Below are 18,515 nucleotides of genomic sequence, written 5' to 3' on the forward strand. Positions count from 1 at the left end.
CAATGTATCCCATGCTCTTATCTCTTTCTTTTTTGAATAAAAAAGGAGGTAGGACATCTTTCTGCCCTACCTCGTCTTTAAATAAGCTTTGATACTTATTTTTCTTTCTTCTCTTCTGTCTCTTCCAACGTTTCTGTTGTTTCAGTTTTTACTTCAACTGTCTCAGCTGGTTCTTCTGTTGTTTCAACAGTCGTTGTTGCATCATTTGTTACGACAGTCCCTGGTTTGACCGTTTTGATTGCTGCACGATCGTACTCAAGGAAGATCCCTTCGCAGTCTAAAACGACTGTCCGTTTATCATTGTCGATTTCTGAAACAACTCCGTGTAATCCGCCGATCGTTACGACTGAATCACCTGGTTTCATGCTATCTAACAAGTTTTGACGTTCTTGCTGTTGTTTCTTTTGCGAACGTGACATAAAAAACCACATTGCTAATAGCGCGATAAACATCACAAGCATTGGTAATGATCCCATTTTTTTCACCTCACTAATTCTGTATCTACAAAAAACACTTTAGCAGAAAAATGCTGCTAACACTAGTTTTTTACTTAATTTTTAAAAGATTTTCCTTTAGAAGCTTTTTGCGTTTTCTTTATTGAACCCGTATTCTTCAAAAAAGGCTTCTCTAAATTCAAGCAAATTATCATCCATGATCGCTTGACGTACTTGTTTCATTAAATTCAACAAGAAGTATAAATTATGGTAAGAAGTCAAACGAATGCCAAATGTTTCATCACATTTGATCAAATGGCGGATATAGGCACGTGTATAGTTTTTACATGTGTAACAATCACATTTCTCATCAATTGGACGGAAATCATGGGCATATTTCGCATTTTTCACTACTAGACGGCCTTGAGAAGTCATACATGTGCCATTTCGAGCGATTCGAGTAGGCAAGACACAGTCAAACATGTCTACTCCACGGATAACACCATCGATCAATGAATCAGCAGCACCGACACCCATCAAGTAACGTGGTTTGTTTTCGGGGATCAACGGTGTAGTGAATTCTAATACACGATTCATTTCTGATTTAGGTTCCCCCACAGATAACCCGCCGATTGAGTAACCAGGGAAATCCATGCCGACTAGATCTTTCGCGCTTTGACGACGAAGATCTTCAAATCCTGATCCTTGGATGATTCCAAATAATCCTTGACGGTCTGGGTTCGCATGAGCTTTCAATCCTCGTTCTGCCCATCGAGACGTACGTTCTACTGATTTTTTCACGTAGTCGTAACTTTCATCGAATGGGGGACATTCGTCAAAACTCATCATGATATCAGAACCCAATTTATTTTGGATGTTGATTGCTTTTTCTGGTGATAAAAACATACGCGAACCGTTCAAGTGGTTTTTGAAATGCACGCCTTCTTCTTCGATATTCCGCATATCACTTAATGAAAAAACTTGAAAGCCGCCTGAATCTGTTAAAATCGGTTGATCCCAGTTCATAAATTTATGCAGTCCGCCAGCTTCTTCTACTAAGTCTTCACCAGGGCGTAGCCATAAATGATATGTATTACTTAAAATAACGCCAGCACCCATTTCTTTCAACTCTTCTGGGGACATTGTTTTTACTGTAGCTAATGTTCCTACTGGCATGAACATTGGTGTGGGAAAAGTTCCGTGCGGCGTGATCAATTCCCCTAAACGCGCGCCAGTATGTTTTTCTTTCTTGATTAAACGATAGCGAATGGCAGGTTGCGTCATTCATTTCCCTACTTTCTATATAAAATATCTTGACAACTCCCACCATCATAATCGTTTCAAGTGCTTTTTGCAAGTTCCCTCGGCTTCCTTCTACTTTATTTAATATTCTTTTTTTTATCTTTTTTTCATGAATAACAAAAAGAAAAAAACATTATGACAGAAATTTTTTTTGATACATGGTATATTGGTTTTATGAAAGAAAGGAGGGGAAAATCATGCAATCTTCTGCAGAATTAAAACGCCAAGCAAAAGAGAGTTTAAAAGGTCGGTGGGGTCAAGCTGTTTTATTAAATCTAATCCCTACATTGATTGGTATTGCTGCTATTCTTCTTATTATGATTCCTATTATCTTGTTTGCTATTGCCACATATGATGGATCAGCGAACGTCTCAGATGCGATGGCATCAGGAAGCGGTAGTTCAGGAGGCGGCGGTGGAATTATTTCTAGCATTATCAGCGCTTTGTTCATGAGTGGTATTTCTTGGACTTATCTTGATGTTTTACGCGGTCAAAAAGATCAGATTGAACCATTCAAAGATGCATTTCGTGGATTCAAAGGTTTGTTTATCGGCGGAGTGATCGGCTTAGCTGTACTGATTTCAATCTTTACAACATTATGGGGTTTGTTATTAGTTATTCCTGGAATCATTAAAAGCTATTCTTATTCTCAAAGCTATTTTATCTATTATGATATCGTCCAAGAAACAGGTCAAACGCCTAAAGTACTGGATACGATCACCGCAAGTCGAAAATTGATGGATGGTTACAAAGGAAAACTTTTCTGGTTAGATCTTTCATTTATCGGCTGGCATATCTTAGCATTAGCAACTGCTGGTATCGGTTATCTATGGCTCAGCCCATACATTTCCGCAACAAAAGCAGCATTTTATGAACAATTGCCGAAAGATATTTAAAAGAGAGTGTGAGCCTGCCGTTTAATTCCGAGTCACAAAAAACAGTTTCTCATGTTTGATGAATATCGTGACTTGTGACCGAGGGGTTGGCAGGAGAACACCGTTTATCGAGAGGCAGTAAAAGAAACATTCAGCCTATTAGCAAAAAAGGAGGTGTGACAACATTCATGTCACATCTCCTTTTTGTATAGTTCCAGTAAAAAGAAAATCAACTTAGAAACAGTTAATTATTCCTCTTCTTCTTCTGCTTCCGGTAATCGATGGAACTTGATCAGTTCATTGACCGCGATTGGTACGATAGACAAAATCCCTACCAAGAACCAGTGATTCAAACTGATGTGTACTAGGCCGAATAGTTCTTGCGTAAACGGCAGCAAAGCAACAGCCGTTGTAATAGCTAATGCCAGTAACGCCATTTCTACCAAAGCTTTATTGGTTGCTAAATTGACTTTGAAGATCGATTGACTGCTGCGTACATTGAATACATGCAAAATCGATGAATAAGCTAAGATCAAGAATGCAACTGTTTGACCAACATGCTGACTTGCGTCTACCCATGGGCTGATAGTATCGACATAACTACCTAAATAATAACCAAACAAGGTTACGATGGTGAAGACCCCTGCGTTTATGGCGATTTTTTGCAATAAGCCTCGAGCAAAGATCCCTTCATTTTTCGGAATAGGTGGCTGATCCATGATGCCGTGTTCTGCTGGTTCTCTTCCTAAAGCAAATCCTGGAAGCCCATCGGCAACTACATTGACAAACAGTAACTGTACAGCTGTGAATGGCGCTCCCCAGCCTAACAGCATCGCAATCAAAACAATAAAGATTTCCGAAATGTTGCAACTTAGCAAAAAGTTGATTGCTTTACGAATATTCTGATAAACCGAGCGTCCTTGACTGACAGCATCGACGATCGTCGCAAAGTTGTCATCCGTCAGAATCATATCTGCGGCACTTTGCGCCACGTCTGTCCCTGTGATCCCCATAGCACATCCGACATTACTTGCTTTCAACGCTGGTGCATCATTCACACCATCACCAGTCATCGCTACGACTGCACCTGTACGTTGCCAAGATTTGACGATCCGGATCTTGTCTTCTGGCGTTACCCGAGCATAGACAGAGAGAGCTTTGACACGCGCATCTAATTCTTCGTCTGATAATTGATGCAGTTCTGATCCTGAGAGTGCTTCTGACGGATCATTCAAGATACCTAATTCTTTCGCTATGGCACTGGCAGTTACCACATGATCTCCAGTGATCATGACTGTTTTGATGCCGGCCTTTTTCGCTCGCTTGATTGCTCCTTTACTTTCTGGACGTGGCGGATCGATCATTCCGATCAGGCCAATCAAACGTAAGTCTTTTTCCAACGCTTCAGAAGAAATATCTTGCGGTTCTTCGTCATAAGTAGCATAACCAACAGCAATCACTCTCAGTGCCCGTTTACCAAAGCGATCATTAACGATTGCTGCTTGTTCTACATCGCCTGAACTAAAGCGCGGAGCCAGAACATCGAATGCTCCTTTGGTGATTGAGATGTATTTTTCGCCCATTTGATGAACCGTTGTCATCATTTTTCGTTCGGAATCAAAAGGAAGCTCGTTTACTCGTGGATATTTTTCTTCTAATTCTGCTTTTGTATGATAATTCTCTTCAACAGCCCTAACGATGGCTGCCTCTGTTGGATTACCTTTGATAACAAGCTCATCGTCTTCTTGTTCGACCGTCACATCTGTACATAGTGCAGCCATTTTCAATATTTCCATCGCGCTGTTCGTCATTGAGTCTTCGATATTCGTTACTTCATCTTCTTTACTCCAGACTCGGCGGACGCGCATTTCATTTTGTGTCAGCGTTCCTGTTTTGTCTGAGCAGATAACATTAGCGGTTCCTAGCGTCTCTACTGCTGGTAGCTGCCGGATAATCGCATGTTTCCTGGCCATCTTCTGCACACCGTATGCAAGTGTTAACGTAACAATAACAGTCAAGGTTTCCGGTACAGCTGCAACAGCCAAGGAAATCGAAGTCATGAACATCTCAAGGAGTGGTTCTCCTTGCAGTTCGCCAATCACAAATACTAAAGCCGCAGCCGCTAAAGCGATCATACTGATTCGTTTGCCTAGCTGATTCAATCGGACCTGTAAAGGTGTTTTTTGCATGGTGTTTTCGTTCAAAAGATCCGCGATCTTACCCATTTCTGTAGCCATACCAATAGCAGTGACGATGGCTTTCCCACGACCTGCAGCAACCGTACATCCTTTAAATACCATATTAAGTTGGTCACCTAATGACTCATCTTCTTTTGCGACGAATGCTGCATCTTTTTCGACTGCTTCACTTTCTCCAGTCAACGCCGATTCTTCTACACGCAATTGTGATGCTTCGATCAAACGGGCATCGGCAGAAATAGCATCACCGGACTCTAAAACAAGAATATCCCCAACCACCAGTTGCTCTGACTCAACAGTGGTCACTTTGCCGTCTCGTATGACAGTTGCCGTTTGTTTATTCATATCTTGCAAGGATTCCAGTGCTTTTTCTGCGTTTCCTTCTTGGACGATCGCCAATACCGAGTTGATCACAACGATAGCGATGATCAGCAGTCCTTCAAATAAATCTCCATGCTCTGTAGCAAATGCAGTATAAAAGGAAATCACCGCTGCTATAAGAAGGATGATCGTTGTAAAATCCGACAAGCTTCGAAAGAATTTTTTGATCATCGATTCTTTCGGCGCCTCATCGAATTTATTCAATCCCTGCTTTTTTCGACGTTCATCCACTTCTTGTGAAGACAACCCAGTATCTGGATCTGCTTCTGTTACCTTCTTTACTTCTTCTATTGTCTGCTTGTATTCTTCCATCCTATTCCTCCTTCAAAATCTTCGCACAAAAAAAGGTACTTATTTTACTATAACATCCTTCATTTACTATAACACCCTTTTTTTAATTACTTCAAACAAAGGGCTTATTGATTATTTGTTAAGAAAGCATAAAATCCAAAGCGCTTATATTTGCAAACGCTGCCAAAAGATGCTATTATATAGTTGTAAGGAAGGAGGATACCATCAAATAAACAGAAGAATTTCTCGATAGAACAATGTAAGCAAACAAAGTTGTTAGAAGTACAGGTTTCACCCAGACATGCGTGTAGAGTACAAACCTATAAATAGTGAATGCGTATGGATGTTTGGATCACGAAGTATCCGAAACAAGAAGTAATGCGATACGTAACAATTGAATAACGTAAACGTCTGAAAATTGAATAGGAACAAGAGATGTTTCAAATGTTGAAGATGTAACGAAAACAAAATTTTTGTTTAACATGAAGAAATTCAACACCGTGCTTTGCATGTATGATGGAAAGTTACAATCATTTCTGTTTATTTGAATCCTTCCGAGATACAAGAAAGCCGAGCTTATCGAGAGCTCGGCTTTTTCTTTGTCATTAAATCTTTGTAAAACTTTTTGATATTCAAAAATCAGTGCTTTTCATAACCTTATTTCACGAACATCGCATCTCCGAAACTAAAGAAACGATAGCGTTCGTCAATTGCATGCTGATAAGCAGATAATGTCAATTCTCTTCCGGCAAAAGCACTTACTAACATGACTAAAGTTGATTTTGGCAAATGAAAATTGGTTGAGAAAGCTTCCACCACTTTGAATTCATAGCCAGGCGTGATGAAAATATCGGTCCATCCACTGTCTGCTTTGATTTCTCCATTGAATTTCGTTCCAATCGTTTCTAACGTTCGAATCGAAGTTGTTCCGACAGCCACGATTTTCCCGCCGTTTTTACGTACTTGATTCAATCGTTCAGCTGCTTCTTCCGTCAAACGGTAGAATTCACTATGCATATGGTGTTCTTCGATCTTATCTACGCTGACAGGACGGAATGTACCTAACCCTACGTGTAGTGTCAGATAGACTAATTCAACACCCTTTGCTTCGATCTCATCAAGCAGTTCTTTCGTAAAATGCAATCCCGCTGTTGGCGCTGCAGCAGAACCATTTTCTTTCGCATAGACAGTTTGATAGCGATCTGGGTCTTCCAGACGTTCTTTGATATATGGAGGCAATGGCATTTCTCCCAATGATTCAAGAATCTCTAGAAAAATTCCTTCATACTCAAAGTCAATGATCCGTCCGCCGTGTTCCAATTCTTCTTTCACTACTGCTTGCAATCTGCCATCACCAAAAGAGATTCTTGTCCCAACTTTGGCACGTTTCGCAGGTTTGATCAATGTCTCCCACGTATCTCCTTCTGTATTCGTTAGAAGAAGGACTTCTAAATGAGCACCAGTATCTGGTTTTTCTCCATATAAACGAGCGGGCAGAACTCGTGTATTATTCATGACTAGCGCATCACCAGGGTGTAATTCTTCAATGATTTCATGGAAATGCTTGTCTTCCATTTCTCCAGTTTTCCGATCCAAAACAAGTAAACGAGAATGATCGCGGTCTTTTAATGGTGTTTGTGCGATCAACTCTTCCGGCAAGTCAAAATCAAAATCTTCTGTTGTTAACATATCGTCACTCACTTTCTATCATGTGCTTCATCATTCTATCATGTTTTTCGTTCTGTTGGCAAAAAACGAATTCTTACAAGTATATTGTGTACTAACTAAAAACGGATAGAGGCGATTGCTTCTATCCGTTCATTCCATTCTATATATTTATTATTTCATTAGCCTGACTCTTCTTAAAATATTCCGACCAATACTCCAATTGTTGTAATACCCGTTAAAATAAGAATCACTTTTACGGCACTCAAATGTTTTTGAGAAATAAGATACCAAGCTAGTAAAACCATGAGCAAAGGTAAAATTTTTGGAAAAACACCATCTAAAACAGATTGAAGCTTGACGCTTTCATCGCCACTCATGTATTTTATTTTCGTTGATAAAGCTACATAATTAGCAGATAGGCCTCCTACAACCATGATTCCCAAAATATTAAATGCATTTGTGATGTGTCTTGAATTTTCTCCAACAATCACATCAATTGCATCTACTCCAAGTTTATAGCCTTTCATAAAGCAAAAATAACTAATAAATAATCCAATCATGAAATAAGCTATCATATAAAAAATCGGACCCATGGGACTTCCATCTTTAGCCATTCCCATAGCAATCGACAATAAAATCGGGATGACGATACCTTGAATAATCGAATCACCAATCCCAGCAATCGGGCCCATCAAAGTAGCCTTGATGGCAGTCGGCATTTCCTCGTCAACACCACTCTTATTAGCGATAGATTCTTCTAGTGAAGTCACGATCCCATTAATCAACTGTCCAGTTTGCGGTTCAGTATTATAGAACATAGAGTGACGGACCAAAAGTCTCTTTTGTGCCTCCAGATCATCTGAATAATACCGCTTGGCAAATGGCAAAAATGAATAAGCTTCCGCATGTGCTTGTAATTTTTCGTAAGACGAGGAGGATAAGGATGTCATAGCAAATCTTATCCATATTTGACGTAATTCTTTTTTGCTTAACTTTATTTTCTCAGTCATTATTTCTTCCTCCTAGAACATATCTTCATCTTCATAAGCTGCGTCATCTTTAGATGTATCGATTTCAGCCCCTAGATTTGTAGCTGCCAATGGTTGTTTTTGTTGGTTACTTGTTGCGATGTAAACCAAATAGGCAATCAGAGCGGCGATAAAAACTAATGCGAGTGTGCTGAGATTCGCAAATGCAATCAACACAAAACCGGCAAAGAAGAAAATAAGCTGTATTTTTTGTTTGATTACGATACTCATCAACATAGCAACACCAAGCGCTGGCAATACACCGCCTAAGACAGCGATGATATCTGTGATTTGATGAGGAACACTATTCAATAACCAATTGACCATCCCTTTACCGAAATAAATAGCCAGAGTTACAGGAAGAAATCGAATGATGAAAATAACTAATTGCGGATAGATAACGTGATTATAAACAATTCCTTTACCGTCTGCATTTTCTGCTGCTTTCTGTGCACGATTATTGAAGAAAGAGAAAAACGCCTGTTTTGAGTTGTGGAAAATCAATCCGAATGTTTGCCCTATAAGAATAGCTAAAGTGACCGCTACTGCTGGATCCTTTGTAGTTGCCAAAGCGAGTCCCAGTCCACCATATGATGCATAAGTAATCTCACTATTTGTCGCACCGCCAGTAGATAAGTTCGCTATAAAAACTGCCTGTACGGCTAGTCCACATAACACACCTGCTTTCACATCTCCAAAGGCTAGCCCTGTCAAAAAACCTGCAACTAATGGCCGGCCAACAACGTAAAAACCACCTGTCACACCAAGAAGGGGTGCAGAATCAACTGCTCCTAAATAACAAAATATACCAGTTAAAGCAGCGGAAAGTAGTAAATTAATATCCATTTTTATCCCCCATTTAAAAAATATAATCCTTCGCCTACATCAAAATTATTCTAATTGTATTTTTTCTTGACAACTTCCCATGATTTTTTTTCATCATCTGGCAACAATTGGAAAGTTACCCGATACCCACTAGTTTCTAATTTTTCAAATGCATCATATTCGTTTTGAGTTAACGCAACATTACGCGCCACATTGATAGCACCTGTGCCGCCAGAAATAGGTCCTACATTTACTACTTTTCCAAAATCGATTCCTGCTTCTGCTAGTTGCGCAAAATAAGCTGGAGAATCAGTGATAAGAAAGAAATTTTTATTTGATTTTACTGCTTTTGGGATACTTTCCTTTGCTTGTTCAACTGTATAAATACCTAGCTTTAATTCTGCCGCTGCTGCTTTTAAAACCTTTTTTCTTAACTCATCCTTGGCCACTTCGTCGCTCACTACAAGTATTCCTTGAACAGCGTATTGCTTCGTCCAACGTGTCATTGTTTGCCCGTGTATAACCCGGTCATCTATTCTTGCTAATGTGATTGTCATTTTATTTCCCTCCGTTATTAAAAAAAGTCATCCAAATCATTATTTTCTACTTCCGAATCAAGCAGACGTTCGATTGAACTTTGTGCTGTTTCAACAGCCTTTCGAGCGTACAAAGTGAATGTATCCTTGTCTACGTTTTCCTCAAACGAAAGCATCGTACCTATATCTAAAAGCATGGGAAGATTTAATCCAGAAATCACTTCAATATTCTCTGGATATTTCAATTTCAAACGATAACTCTCGTTATATGGTGTTCCCCCTTTGATGTCTGTGAATAAAAATAGATAATTATTTTTGATTTTTTCCTCGACTAAAGAATGGAATTGCTTAGAGAAAGTTTCGATTCCTTCTTCTGTCAGAGGTAATGCAAAAATATGCTCCGCCTTACCAGCAATCATTTGATAGGCATTTTTTAATTCGATGCTGAGTTGTCCATGGGAAACTAATAGAATGACTGCATTCATAAACGATCCCTCCTTGTCAAATTTTTACAAACGCTTGTATCACTGCGAATTTGCCTTTTTCTTTTGCCTTTAGCGTGTATTCCTTCACACTTTCTGGCACAATAAATGTTTCGCCATAATGGACTTCCATCGGTTGGAAAGTGTTATCATTCGAGCAAACAAGAATTTCGCTTCCTTCAACTAGACATAACATATTGACGCTTTCATTTGTTTGTAGCTGAACCTCATCTGTGAACCAATGCCGGATACTATCTATAAATTCAATCTCTGCTAGACCTGTACGCTCACTCGTTACTCCTATTTGTTGGTTTTCAAGCTTTTCACAATTTTCCAGTCTAGTAAAAAGGTGTTCATTAATGTATTCTTCATTTCGATCCATTTGTATATTTTCAATCCCATGTTCTAAATGAATCGGACGAGGCAGTCCATTTAGTCCCACACGCCCCCAGTCCCAAAGCTTAAAGGTAAAGATATACGGTGTGGCACTGATTTCAAGTACAACTGTATTTTTCCCTGAACAGTGTATGGTACCTGCTGGGATCGAAAAATGATCGTGCTTTTTGACAGTGATTTCATTGACATATTTTTCAGCTTCGAAATTTTCTCCAGTTTGATTGGCTTTTTTCAAGTCATTAAACAGGGTGTCTTTGGTTATTCCTGTTTTTGTCCCTAAATAGACCTTTGCTCCTTCTTTACAATCCAAAATGTAATAGGATTCATCTTGTGTAAAAGGCATCCCAAATTTATCAAAAGCGTATTCCGTTAAAGGATGGACTTGCAAACTCAAGTTTCCTCCGTCCATCGTGTCCAAATAATCAAAACGGATCGGGAACTTTCTTCCAAATCTTGCTCGTACTTTCTCTCCCAGCAAATTAGTTGTCTCTTCCTCCACCACAACTTGTGAAGGTATCTCAACAATGTCATTCTCGAATTGTAAAAGCAATGAGTTCTCTTCAGGAACACCGTCAAAAGCCCAACCATAATTTTCCTTGTCTTCTGGTAAATGAAAATTCTTTTTCATCCATTGACCGCCCCAAACACTTTCATCAAAATACGGTACTGTACGAAAGGGCTGTTTCGCTATTTGAGCAGTTGCCTGACGGTATTGACTGCCAGTGATCATTTTGGGCTGGTTAGTTTTGACCGTATCGATATAGTAATCGATTATTGGATATATACCATGCTGTAAACGATCTGCCATTGGCCATTCAAAAAAGAATCCTCTTTTAAATTTACCGATTCCTTCTTCATCAGGATTATTGGTTTTCCAATTGGTCATTTGTTCATTTCGGTAACGTAGCTGTATCTCCCAACGTGATACCCCTATAGAAATAAGAACATCTGCTTTTGTAAGAAGACTTGCACCAAATCCATAGATGACTTTTAATCCTTTACCTGCTAATCGTTCTCGTGCTGCTTCCAATTGTTCAGGTGGATAAAAATCTTGGATATTATAATGGGAATAGACACCAAATACTCGATCTTCTGTGATATGATCTCGAATTTTTTTCTGAACTTCCTCTACTGTCAATCCGTATTCGTCTATAAAGATTTTTTCTTTGATTTCTGGAAACTCACCAAGGAAATCGTTTTCAATTTCTTCTTTTCTTACTCCAGGATAGCATTCCAAAACGATGACTGCGTCTTCTCTATTACCTAGATAGCTTTTTATTTCTTCAATAATTGCTCTGTACCCTACAATCGCTTTTCCTTTATTTCTGACGTCTACAGTTGGCTTCAAATTATATTTCATTTCTAACAACCTTTCTATTGTCATTACATTATGATTATATAGCTAAGATACCATGATAACAATGGGTATTGATGTATGAAATTTCATTACAATAGCGTTAAATCAAGTATATATTCTCATTATTTCTTAGCTTGTTATAATTATAAAAATAACCAAACTATGTTATAACAATAGTATGATGATTTATTTTAGGAGGGTAAAAATGAAAAAAACAGCGAGTAATATTCCTTTATATGCACAAATTGCTGATGAACTGCGAACAAAGATTTTTATGGAAGAATGGGTAACAGGTATGAAAATCCCTACAGAAGAAAATCTTTGTGAATCCTACCATGTAAGCCGCATTACCGTACGAACTGCTATCGACAGTTTAGTAAATGAAGGGCTAGTAGAAAGAAAAAGAGCAAAAGGAACGTTTGTGACGGATTGGAAAACAGAAAAAGATGAACATTTTACGCTTGTACGCTCTTTTACAGATGAAATGAGAGAATTAGGTAAAGAAATAAAAACGATTCATGCAAGTATTTCAATTGAGAAAGCCAATCGAAAAATAGCAAAACTCCTTAACGTGAGTCCTGACGAAAAAGTAATGGTCATGAGACGTACTCGTGCAACTACAGCTGATGAAAAGCCATTCGTTTATTTCATTACCTACTTTAAATATCGAGCAGATTTTCCTACAGAGGATTCGGCTTATTATGATTCCTTTTACGAACTATTGAACCGATATCATATTCAAGTAAACCAATCGAAAGAATATATTGAAGCCATATTACCAGACAAAGAAATACAGGAAGTATTGAATATTACAGAACATGAACCAATTTTAAAAAGAGTACGAATCACCAAACAACTCGAAACAGATTTCAGAGAATATAGCGAATGCTATTACATTGGAAACAAATATCGCTATTATATTGATTTTTCTTAAAAAGAAACGATCATGTCTCTAATTAAAATAAAAAAACTACCCTATTTGTATTTTTTCATTGTTTTAGGCATACTAGTAATAGATAGTTCTTCATTGAAAATAGAAAAAGAGGTGGCACCATGATTGAATTTCAAAATGTGTCAAAGATTTATAAAGGTGGGAAAGTTGCTGTAGAGGACGTCAATCTTTCATTTGAAAAGGGTGAGTTCATTTGTTTTATCGGTACGAGCGGGAGCGGAAAAACGACGACGATGCGGATGATCAACCGAATGACTGATCCAACACAAGGGAAAATTTTGATTGATGGAAAATCCATCCAAGAAATTGATCCAGTGGAATTGCGACGTCAGATAGGCTATGTTATCCAAAGTATTGGATTGATGCCTCACATGACGATCCGTGAAAATATCACTCTTGTCCAAAAATTGTTGAAAGTCAGTCAAGAAGAACGGAATAAAACAGCTGAAAAAATGATTGATCTTGTGGAATTGCCCCGTGAGATGTTAGATCGCTACCCACATGAATTATCTGGTGGTCAGCAGCAGCGTATTGGAGTCGTTCGTGCCCTTGCAGCGAATCAAGATATCATCTTGATGGACGAGCCATTCGGTGCGCTTGATCCCATCACTCGCGATTCTTTGCAAGACCTTGTCAAAGATTTACAAGAGCGCTTGGGAAAAACGATCGTATTTGTAACCCATGACATGGATGAAGCGATTAAACTAGCAAGCCGTATCGCCATCATGAGTGAAGGTCGTGTGATCCAATTCGATACACCAGAAAATATTTTACGTCATCCTGCAAACGATTTCGTAGAAGAGTTGATTGGAGAAGATCGCTTACTACAAGCAAAACCAAATGCGACAAGAGTCGGAGAAGTTATGCTAAATACAGCAATCACGATTACACCGGAAAAATCATTACAAGAAGCAATCAAACTGATGAGGGAAAAACGTGTAGATACGTTGTTAGTTACCGATAATTCGAATGTATTAAAAGGATTTATCGATGTAGAAACGTTGAATAAAAAACGAGGAAAAGTATCCAGCGTAGGCGACATTTTGAATAAACATGTTTTTTACGTAAAAGAATCCGCCTATCTTCGTGATACCTTGCAACGCATTTTAAAACGCGGGCTGAAATATGTGCCGGTCGTTGATGAACAGAACAAAGTCGTAGGTATCTTGACTCGCGCATCATTAGTGGATATTGTCTACGATGTGATTTGGGGAGAAGACCCCGCAACTACTGATGTTGCAGAGTCAGCTACTCCTGAAGAATCTAAGGAGGTCTGACCTATGCAGCAGTTTTTTCATCAGCACGGTTCAGAAATTCTCTCAAAAGGTTTTGAACATCTTTATATTTCAGGACTTGCTTTGATCATTGGTATCATCATTGCTGTACCGCTTGGTGTCTTACTGACACGTTTTCCGAAAGCTGCTACGATTGTGATTGGCTTAACCAGCGCCTTACAGACAATCCCTTCTCTTGCTTTATTGGCATTGATGATCCCGCTATTTGGCGTAGGTAAATTACCTGCGATCATCGCTCTCTTTATTTATTCATTATTGCCAATTCTACGAAATACGTATATCGGGATGAAAAATGTCGATTGGAATTATCGGGATGTGGCAAAAGGGATGGGAATGACTGAGTTCCAATCCATTTTTTCCGTCGAACTGCCTATTGCTATGCCAACGATCATGGCCGGCATTCGTTTAGCTGCCGTTTACGTGATTGCATGGGCTACCCTTGCCTCTTATATCGGGGCTGGTGGTTTAGGTGATTTGATTTTTAGTGGACTGAATAATTACCAACCAGATCTCATTTTGGCAGGTACGATCCCTGTAACGATTTTAGCACTGTTGGCTGATTGGCTTCTAGGTCTCTTGGAACACCGGCTGACACCGATCGCGCTTAGAGAGGAGAATGAAGAATGAAACGTATACTAAAAATGACCATGGTTCTTTTCTCTCTTCTTATACTTGCGAGTTGTTCCTTCCCTGGACTTGCCAGCAATACAGATGAAGACACCATCTCGATCACAGGTGGGATCACTTCTGAAGCTCAGATCTTAGCAAGCCTAGTTGCCGGGATGGTTGAACATTATACAGATAAAAACACAGCGATCATCAACAATCTGGCTACTACAACTATCAACCACCAAGCGATGATGAACGGAGATGCTTCGATTTCAGCAGCTCGCTACACAGGAACAGATTTAACCACTACATTGAATCTTCCTCCTGAAAAAGATCCGAAAAAAGCTTTTGAAATCGTGAAAGATGAATTTGAGAAAAGATATGACCAAACGTGGTTCCCATCCTATGGTTTTGAAAATACGTATGTCTTTCTTGTTCGAAAAGACACCGCAAAAAAATACCATCTATCTAAAGTCAGCGATCTGAAAAATGTAGCGGATGAATTAGTAGCTGGTGTAGATACTTCTTGGATCAATCGTAAAGGAGACGGTTACGACGGCTTCCAGGAAACTTATGGCTTCTCTTTTAATTCGATATTACCCATGCAGATTGGACTTGTTTACGATGCAGTCGAAGCAGGTAAAATGGATATTGTTCTTGGCTACTCTACGGATGGACGGATTGCCAGTTATGATCTAGTCATGTTGGAAGATGATCGTCAATTCTTCCCACCATATGATGCTGCTCCAGTTGTAGACAACAAGGTATTAGCTGATACGCCTCATTTAAAAGAAGCCTTAAATAAGTTAGGTCATACCATCAGTACGGAAAAAATGCAGGAATTGAACTACGAAGCAGATAATAATCTAGTGGAACCATCAGTAGTAGCACAACGTTTCTTACAAGAAAACCACTATTTTGAAGGGAAGTGAAGCAATTGGATAAAATGAATGTCTTTCAACAATTTTTCTATTATTTCCAGGAAAATGGCTCCTATATCTTTGCACAATTTATCCGTCACTTCCTGATTTCTATCTATGGTGTCCTCTTTGCAGCAGTTGTCGGGATTCCGGTCGGGATCATGATTTCTAGGAGACGTAAATTAGCAAACTGGGTGATTCGTTTGGCGAATATCATCCAGACGATTCCTTCCTTAGCCATGATCTCCATTCTGATCATTGGATTAGGTCTAGGAGTCAATGTCGTGATTGTTACTGTATTTTTATATTCCTTGTTACCCATTATCAAGAATACGTATACCGGGATGATCCAAGTAGACAAAAATATCCTTGATGTCGGCAAAGGCATGGGGATGACTGCTAGACAACGACTATTCATGGTAGAGTTACCACTCTCTGTTTCTGTTATCATGGCAGGCATAAGAAACGCGTTAGTTGTTGCCATCGGGATAACCGCGATCGGTGCATTCGTCGGTGCTGGTGGTCTTGGAGATATCATTATCCGAGGAACCAATGCAACAGATGGCACATCGATTATTTTAGCCGGTGCATTGCCAACTGCATTAATGGCGATCATCACAGACTGGCTTTTAGGTATTTTGGAAAGACGGCTAGATCCTGCTTCAAAAAAATCGCAGACAGAATGAATCAAGACAAAAAAAGGTCGTGGCGCTTGAGCGCTACGACCTTTTTTATTTAAATGATATTCAATAAACTACTTTGTGTCCAGATTCTTGATGGACTTATTTCTTCAAATGGTAGCTATAGGTGCTGACAACGATATTTTCACGCCAAGACAATCGCAATCTTAACCGCAAACTTGTTTGGTTATGGAGAATATTCTGCCAACGTCTATTTGGTACAAATTGAGGAATCAGCACAGTAGTTGTATAGTTTTGTTTCGCTGCATTTTTACTTACGATATCTACATACCGGATAATTGGGTTTTCAATCGAGCGATAAGAAGAATGGACGATTGAGAAACGGACATCTGGGAAATGCTTTTTAAATTCTGCTTCGATTTCTTTTTCTTTTTCGACATCTTCGTCTAGCGAAACATGCATCGCAACGACATAATCACCGATCGAACGCGCGTAATTCAATGCACCGATATTCACCCGTGTCACATTCCCAACTAATACAAGAACGGTATTTCCGTCATAGTCATGTAGTTTTGCATCATTTTCTAAACGAAGCTGTTCTGCCACTTTTTTATAATGATCATGAATCTTATAAAAAATGAACATAACGATTGGCATGATGATGAAGAAAGGCCAAATGTCCCCTAACCGATAGACGAACAAAATCGCAATGATTGCATATGAGATGAACGCCCCTGTAATATTAGCAATCGATTTGCTTAACCATCTTTTTCCTTCTTTTTTCCATTTGACGACCATCCCTGTTTGAGATAAAGCAAATGGAATGAACACGCCGATAGAGTATAAAGGAATCAAGCGTTCTGTTGAGCCATGGAAAATAAACAGCAACACGATCGAACCTAGCGCTAGTGTGATAATCCCATTGGAATAGCCTAGTCGATCCCCACGATCTTGATACATGTGGGGCATGAATTTATCTTTTGCCAAATTGTATGCAAGAACTGGAAAAGCAGAAAAACCGGTATTGGCAGCAACGGCTAAAATCAGCGCTGTAGCAAATTGAAGGACGTAATACAAAATACCATGTCCAAAGACAGCTTTACCGATTTGAGACAAAACAGTGACTTCTTTTTCTGGAACGATTCCATACCAATAATTGATAAATGTGATTCCAACGAAGAAGAAACCTAAGATCAATGCCATCATCGTCAATGTGGCAGCGGCATTTTTGGCTCTTGGCTTTTTGAAGAATGGTACGGCATTACTGATAGCCTCAACCCCAGTCAAAGAGGAGGAACCAGAAGAAAATGCTCGTAAAATCAAGGCGATAGAAACCCCTGGAACAGCCGCCCCTGGAAGCGCAGTAGCTTGCAATGGCACAGCACCTGTCACGATATTATATAACCCAACAACGATTAGCAACGAGATCACAAGGATAAATGTGTACACCGGAAATAACAGGAACGATGCAGATTCTCTCAGACCACGAAGATTCAGCATCATCAGTAGTAAAACGATTGTCACAGAAATAGCAACTTGATGCCCGTATAATGCTGGCACCGCTGATGTGATTGCTTCAGCACCTGCTGAGACAGATACTGCTACCGTCAACATGTAGTCGATCAATAAAGAGCCACCGGAAATCAAGCCCGCATTCTTCCCAAGATTCTCACTGCTAACGACATATGCTCCACCGCCATGAGGATAAGCATGGATGATTTGACGATATGATAGCGTTAAGGAAATCAATAAAATAATAACAAAAGCGGCAATGGGCAGCGAATACCAGATAGCTGCAGCAGACAAAGCGACTAAAACAACAACGATTTGTTCCGTACCATATGCAATAGATGATAACGCATCAGACGACAATAATGCCAAAGCAGCAAAACGGGTTAATTTGTGCTCATCATTTTCAGCAGATTTTAAAGGCTTACCTACTAACAACCTTTTTAAGTAATCCAATTTTTAAACTCCTTTACACGCAATTTTACTTCAAGTATTATAGTCGAAAATTTATAGTAAACAAGATGTTATAGTACGCTCACTGGCCTTAAAAGTCAATAAACTTTAAGAAAATAATTGGAAAAAAACAGAAAAATATCAAGCGCTTTTTCAAACGCTTTAATACAGCAAAAATCTAACATTTTTTTATGGGCTTTTTCTTTGAATTCTATAATAAAAGGATAGAACTTGACTTAGAAAATCAGGTTCTATCCTTTTTTATATCTTAACTTTTGAAAGAGAAATGTGAAGCTGTTTTTTTGTTTGGTCATTCTTATTACTGCAGAACAGCTTTTTCACAACCTCTTGGTACACGGTGTT

16 protein-coding genes are annotated in these 18,515 nt (G+C 39.1%); 6 read left to right on the forward strand and 10 right to left on the reverse strand.

Annotated elements, in window-relative coordinates; genetic code table 11:
• Positions 1-95 precede the first annotated feature (95 nt).
• Together yajC and tgt are read right to left on the reverse strand one after the other, a co-directional pair.
• Positions 96-476 carry a preprotein translocase subunit YajC gene (gene yajC / locus ESP02_RS05365; RefSeq protein ID WP_002374246.1) on the reverse strand — a complete coding sequence of 127 codons (381 nt, stop codon included), beginning with the start codon at positions 474-476 and terminating at the stop codon, positions 96-98.
• A gap of 96 nt (positions 477-572) precedes the next feature.
• Entirely contained in the window at positions 573-1,718 is a 1,146-nt protein-coding gene (gene tgt, locus ESP02_RS05370; RefSeq protein ID WP_002374245.1) for a tRNA guanosine(34) transglycosylase Tgt, read from the reverse strand.
• 215 nt (positions 1,719-1,933) lie between these two features.
• On the opposite strand from tgt, the gene ESP02_RS05375 reads away from it, so the two are divergent.
• Entirely contained in the window at positions 1,934-2,632 is a 699-nt protein-coding gene (locus ESP02_RS05375) for a DUF975 family protein (protein ID WP_010731786.1), read from the forward strand.
• Positions 2,633-2,859: 227 nt separating this feature from the next.
• Here the strand turns inward: ESP02_RS05375 and ESP02_RS05380 are convergent, their stop codons facing one another.
• From ESP02_RS05380 to ESP02_RS05410, 7 genes are all read right to left on the reverse strand, one after another.
• Positions 2,860-5,502 (reverse strand): cation-translocating P-type ATPase, encoded by a 2,643-nt coding sequence (locus ESP02_RS05380; protein WP_002374241.1) that lies wholly within the window; start codon positions 5,500-5,502, stop codon positions 2,860-2,862.
• A 636-nt stretch (positions 5,503-6,138) separates the two neighbouring features.
• Positions 6,139-7,170, reverse strand: a complete 1,032-nt coding sequence (queA, locus tag ESP02_RS05385) for a tRNA preQ1(34) S-adenosylmethionine ribosyltransferase-isomerase QueA (RefSeq protein ID WP_025478479.1) — start codon at positions 7,168-7,170, stop codon at positions 6,139-6,141.
• A gap of 173 nt (positions 7,171-7,343) precedes the next feature.
• Positions 7,344-8,159 carry a PTS system mannose/fructose/sorbose family transporter subunit IID gene (locus ESP02_RS05390; protein WP_002374239.1) on the reverse strand — a complete coding sequence of 272 codons (816 nt, stop codon included), beginning with the start codon at positions 8,157-8,159 and terminating at the stop codon, positions 7,344-7,346.
• A gap of 12 nt (positions 8,160-8,171) precedes the next feature.
• Positions 8,172-9,023: a PTS sugar transporter subunit IIC gene (locus ESP02_RS05395; protein ID WP_002325219.1), complete on the reverse strand. Its 852-nt coding sequence runs from the start codon at positions 9,021-9,023 to the stop codon at positions 8,172-8,174.
• A 50-nt stretch (positions 9,024-9,073) separates the two neighbouring features.
• Complete coding sequence (locus tag ESP02_RS05400; RefSeq protein ID WP_002374238.1) at positions 9,074-9,559, reverse strand: PTS sugar transporter subunit IIB; 486 nt, start codon at positions 9,557-9,559, stop codon at positions 9,074-9,076.
• 17 nt (positions 9,560-9,576) lie between these two features.
• Complete coding sequence (locus ESP02_RS05405) at positions 9,577-10,023, reverse strand: PTS sugar transporter subunit IIA (RefSeq protein WP_038398368.1); 447 nt, start codon at positions 10,021-10,023, stop codon at positions 9,577-9,579.
• 16 nt (positions 10,024-10,039) lie between these two features.
• Positions 10,040-11,776: a class I mannose-6-phosphate isomerase gene (locus ESP02_RS05410; protein ID WP_025478477.1), complete on the reverse strand. Its 1,737-nt coding sequence runs from the start codon at positions 11,774-11,776 to the stop codon at positions 10,040-10,042.
• Positions 11,777-11,978: 202 nt separating this feature from the next.
• Between ESP02_RS05410 and ESP02_RS05415 the strand changes: the two genes are divergently transcribed.
• The 5 genes from ESP02_RS05415 (at position 11,979) to ESP02_RS05435 (ending at position 16,235) form a co-directional block, all read left to right on the forward strand.
• Positions 11,979-12,707: a GntR family transcriptional regulator gene (locus ESP02_RS05415; protein ID WP_002325215.1), complete on the forward strand. Its 729-nt coding sequence runs from the start codon at positions 11,979-11,981 to the stop codon at positions 12,705-12,707.
• A gap of 119 nt (positions 12,708-12,826) precedes the next feature.
• Positions 12,827-14,002 (forward strand): betaine/proline/choline family ABC transporter ATP-binding protein, encoded by a 1,176-nt coding sequence (locus ESP02_RS05420; protein WP_002294192.1) that lies wholly within the window; start codon positions 12,827-12,829, stop codon positions 14,000-14,002.
• Positions 14,003-14,005: 3 nt separating this feature from the next.
• Positions 14,006-14,647: an ABC transporter permease gene (locus tag ESP02_RS05425; protein WP_002293405.1), complete on the forward strand. Its 642-nt coding sequence runs from the start codon at positions 14,006-14,008 to the stop codon at positions 14,645-14,647.
• Entirely contained in the window at positions 14,644-15,561 is a 918-nt protein-coding gene (locus tag ESP02_RS05430; RefSeq protein WP_002374232.1) for an osmoprotectant ABC transporter substrate-binding protein, read from the forward strand. The genes ESP02_RS05425 and ESP02_RS05430 overlap by 4 nt, the downstream gene beginning before the upstream one ends.
• Positions 15,558-16,235: an ABC transporter permease gene (locus ESP02_RS05435; protein ID WP_002329722.1), complete on the forward strand. Its 678-nt coding sequence runs from the start codon at positions 15,558-15,560 to the stop codon at positions 16,233-16,235. Before ESP02_RS05430 ends, ESP02_RS05435 begins: the two co-directional genes overlap by 4 nt.
• A gap of 96 nt (positions 16,236-16,331) precedes the next feature.
• Here the strand turns inward: ESP02_RS05435 and ESP02_RS05440 are convergent, their stop codons facing one another.
• Positions 16,332-18,155: an APC family permease gene (locus ESP02_RS05440; protein ID WP_002294202.1), complete on the reverse strand. Its 1,824-nt coding sequence runs from the start codon at positions 18,153-18,155 to the stop codon at positions 16,332-16,334.
• Positions 18,156-18,515: the final 360 nt, after the last annotated feature.

It is taken from the genome of Enterococcus sp. NBRC 3427 (assembly GCF_007996925.1).
In the GTDB taxonomy this organism is placed as follows: domain Bacteria; phylum Bacillota; class Bacilli; order Lactobacillales; family Enterococcaceae; genus Enterococcus_B; species Enterococcus_B lactis.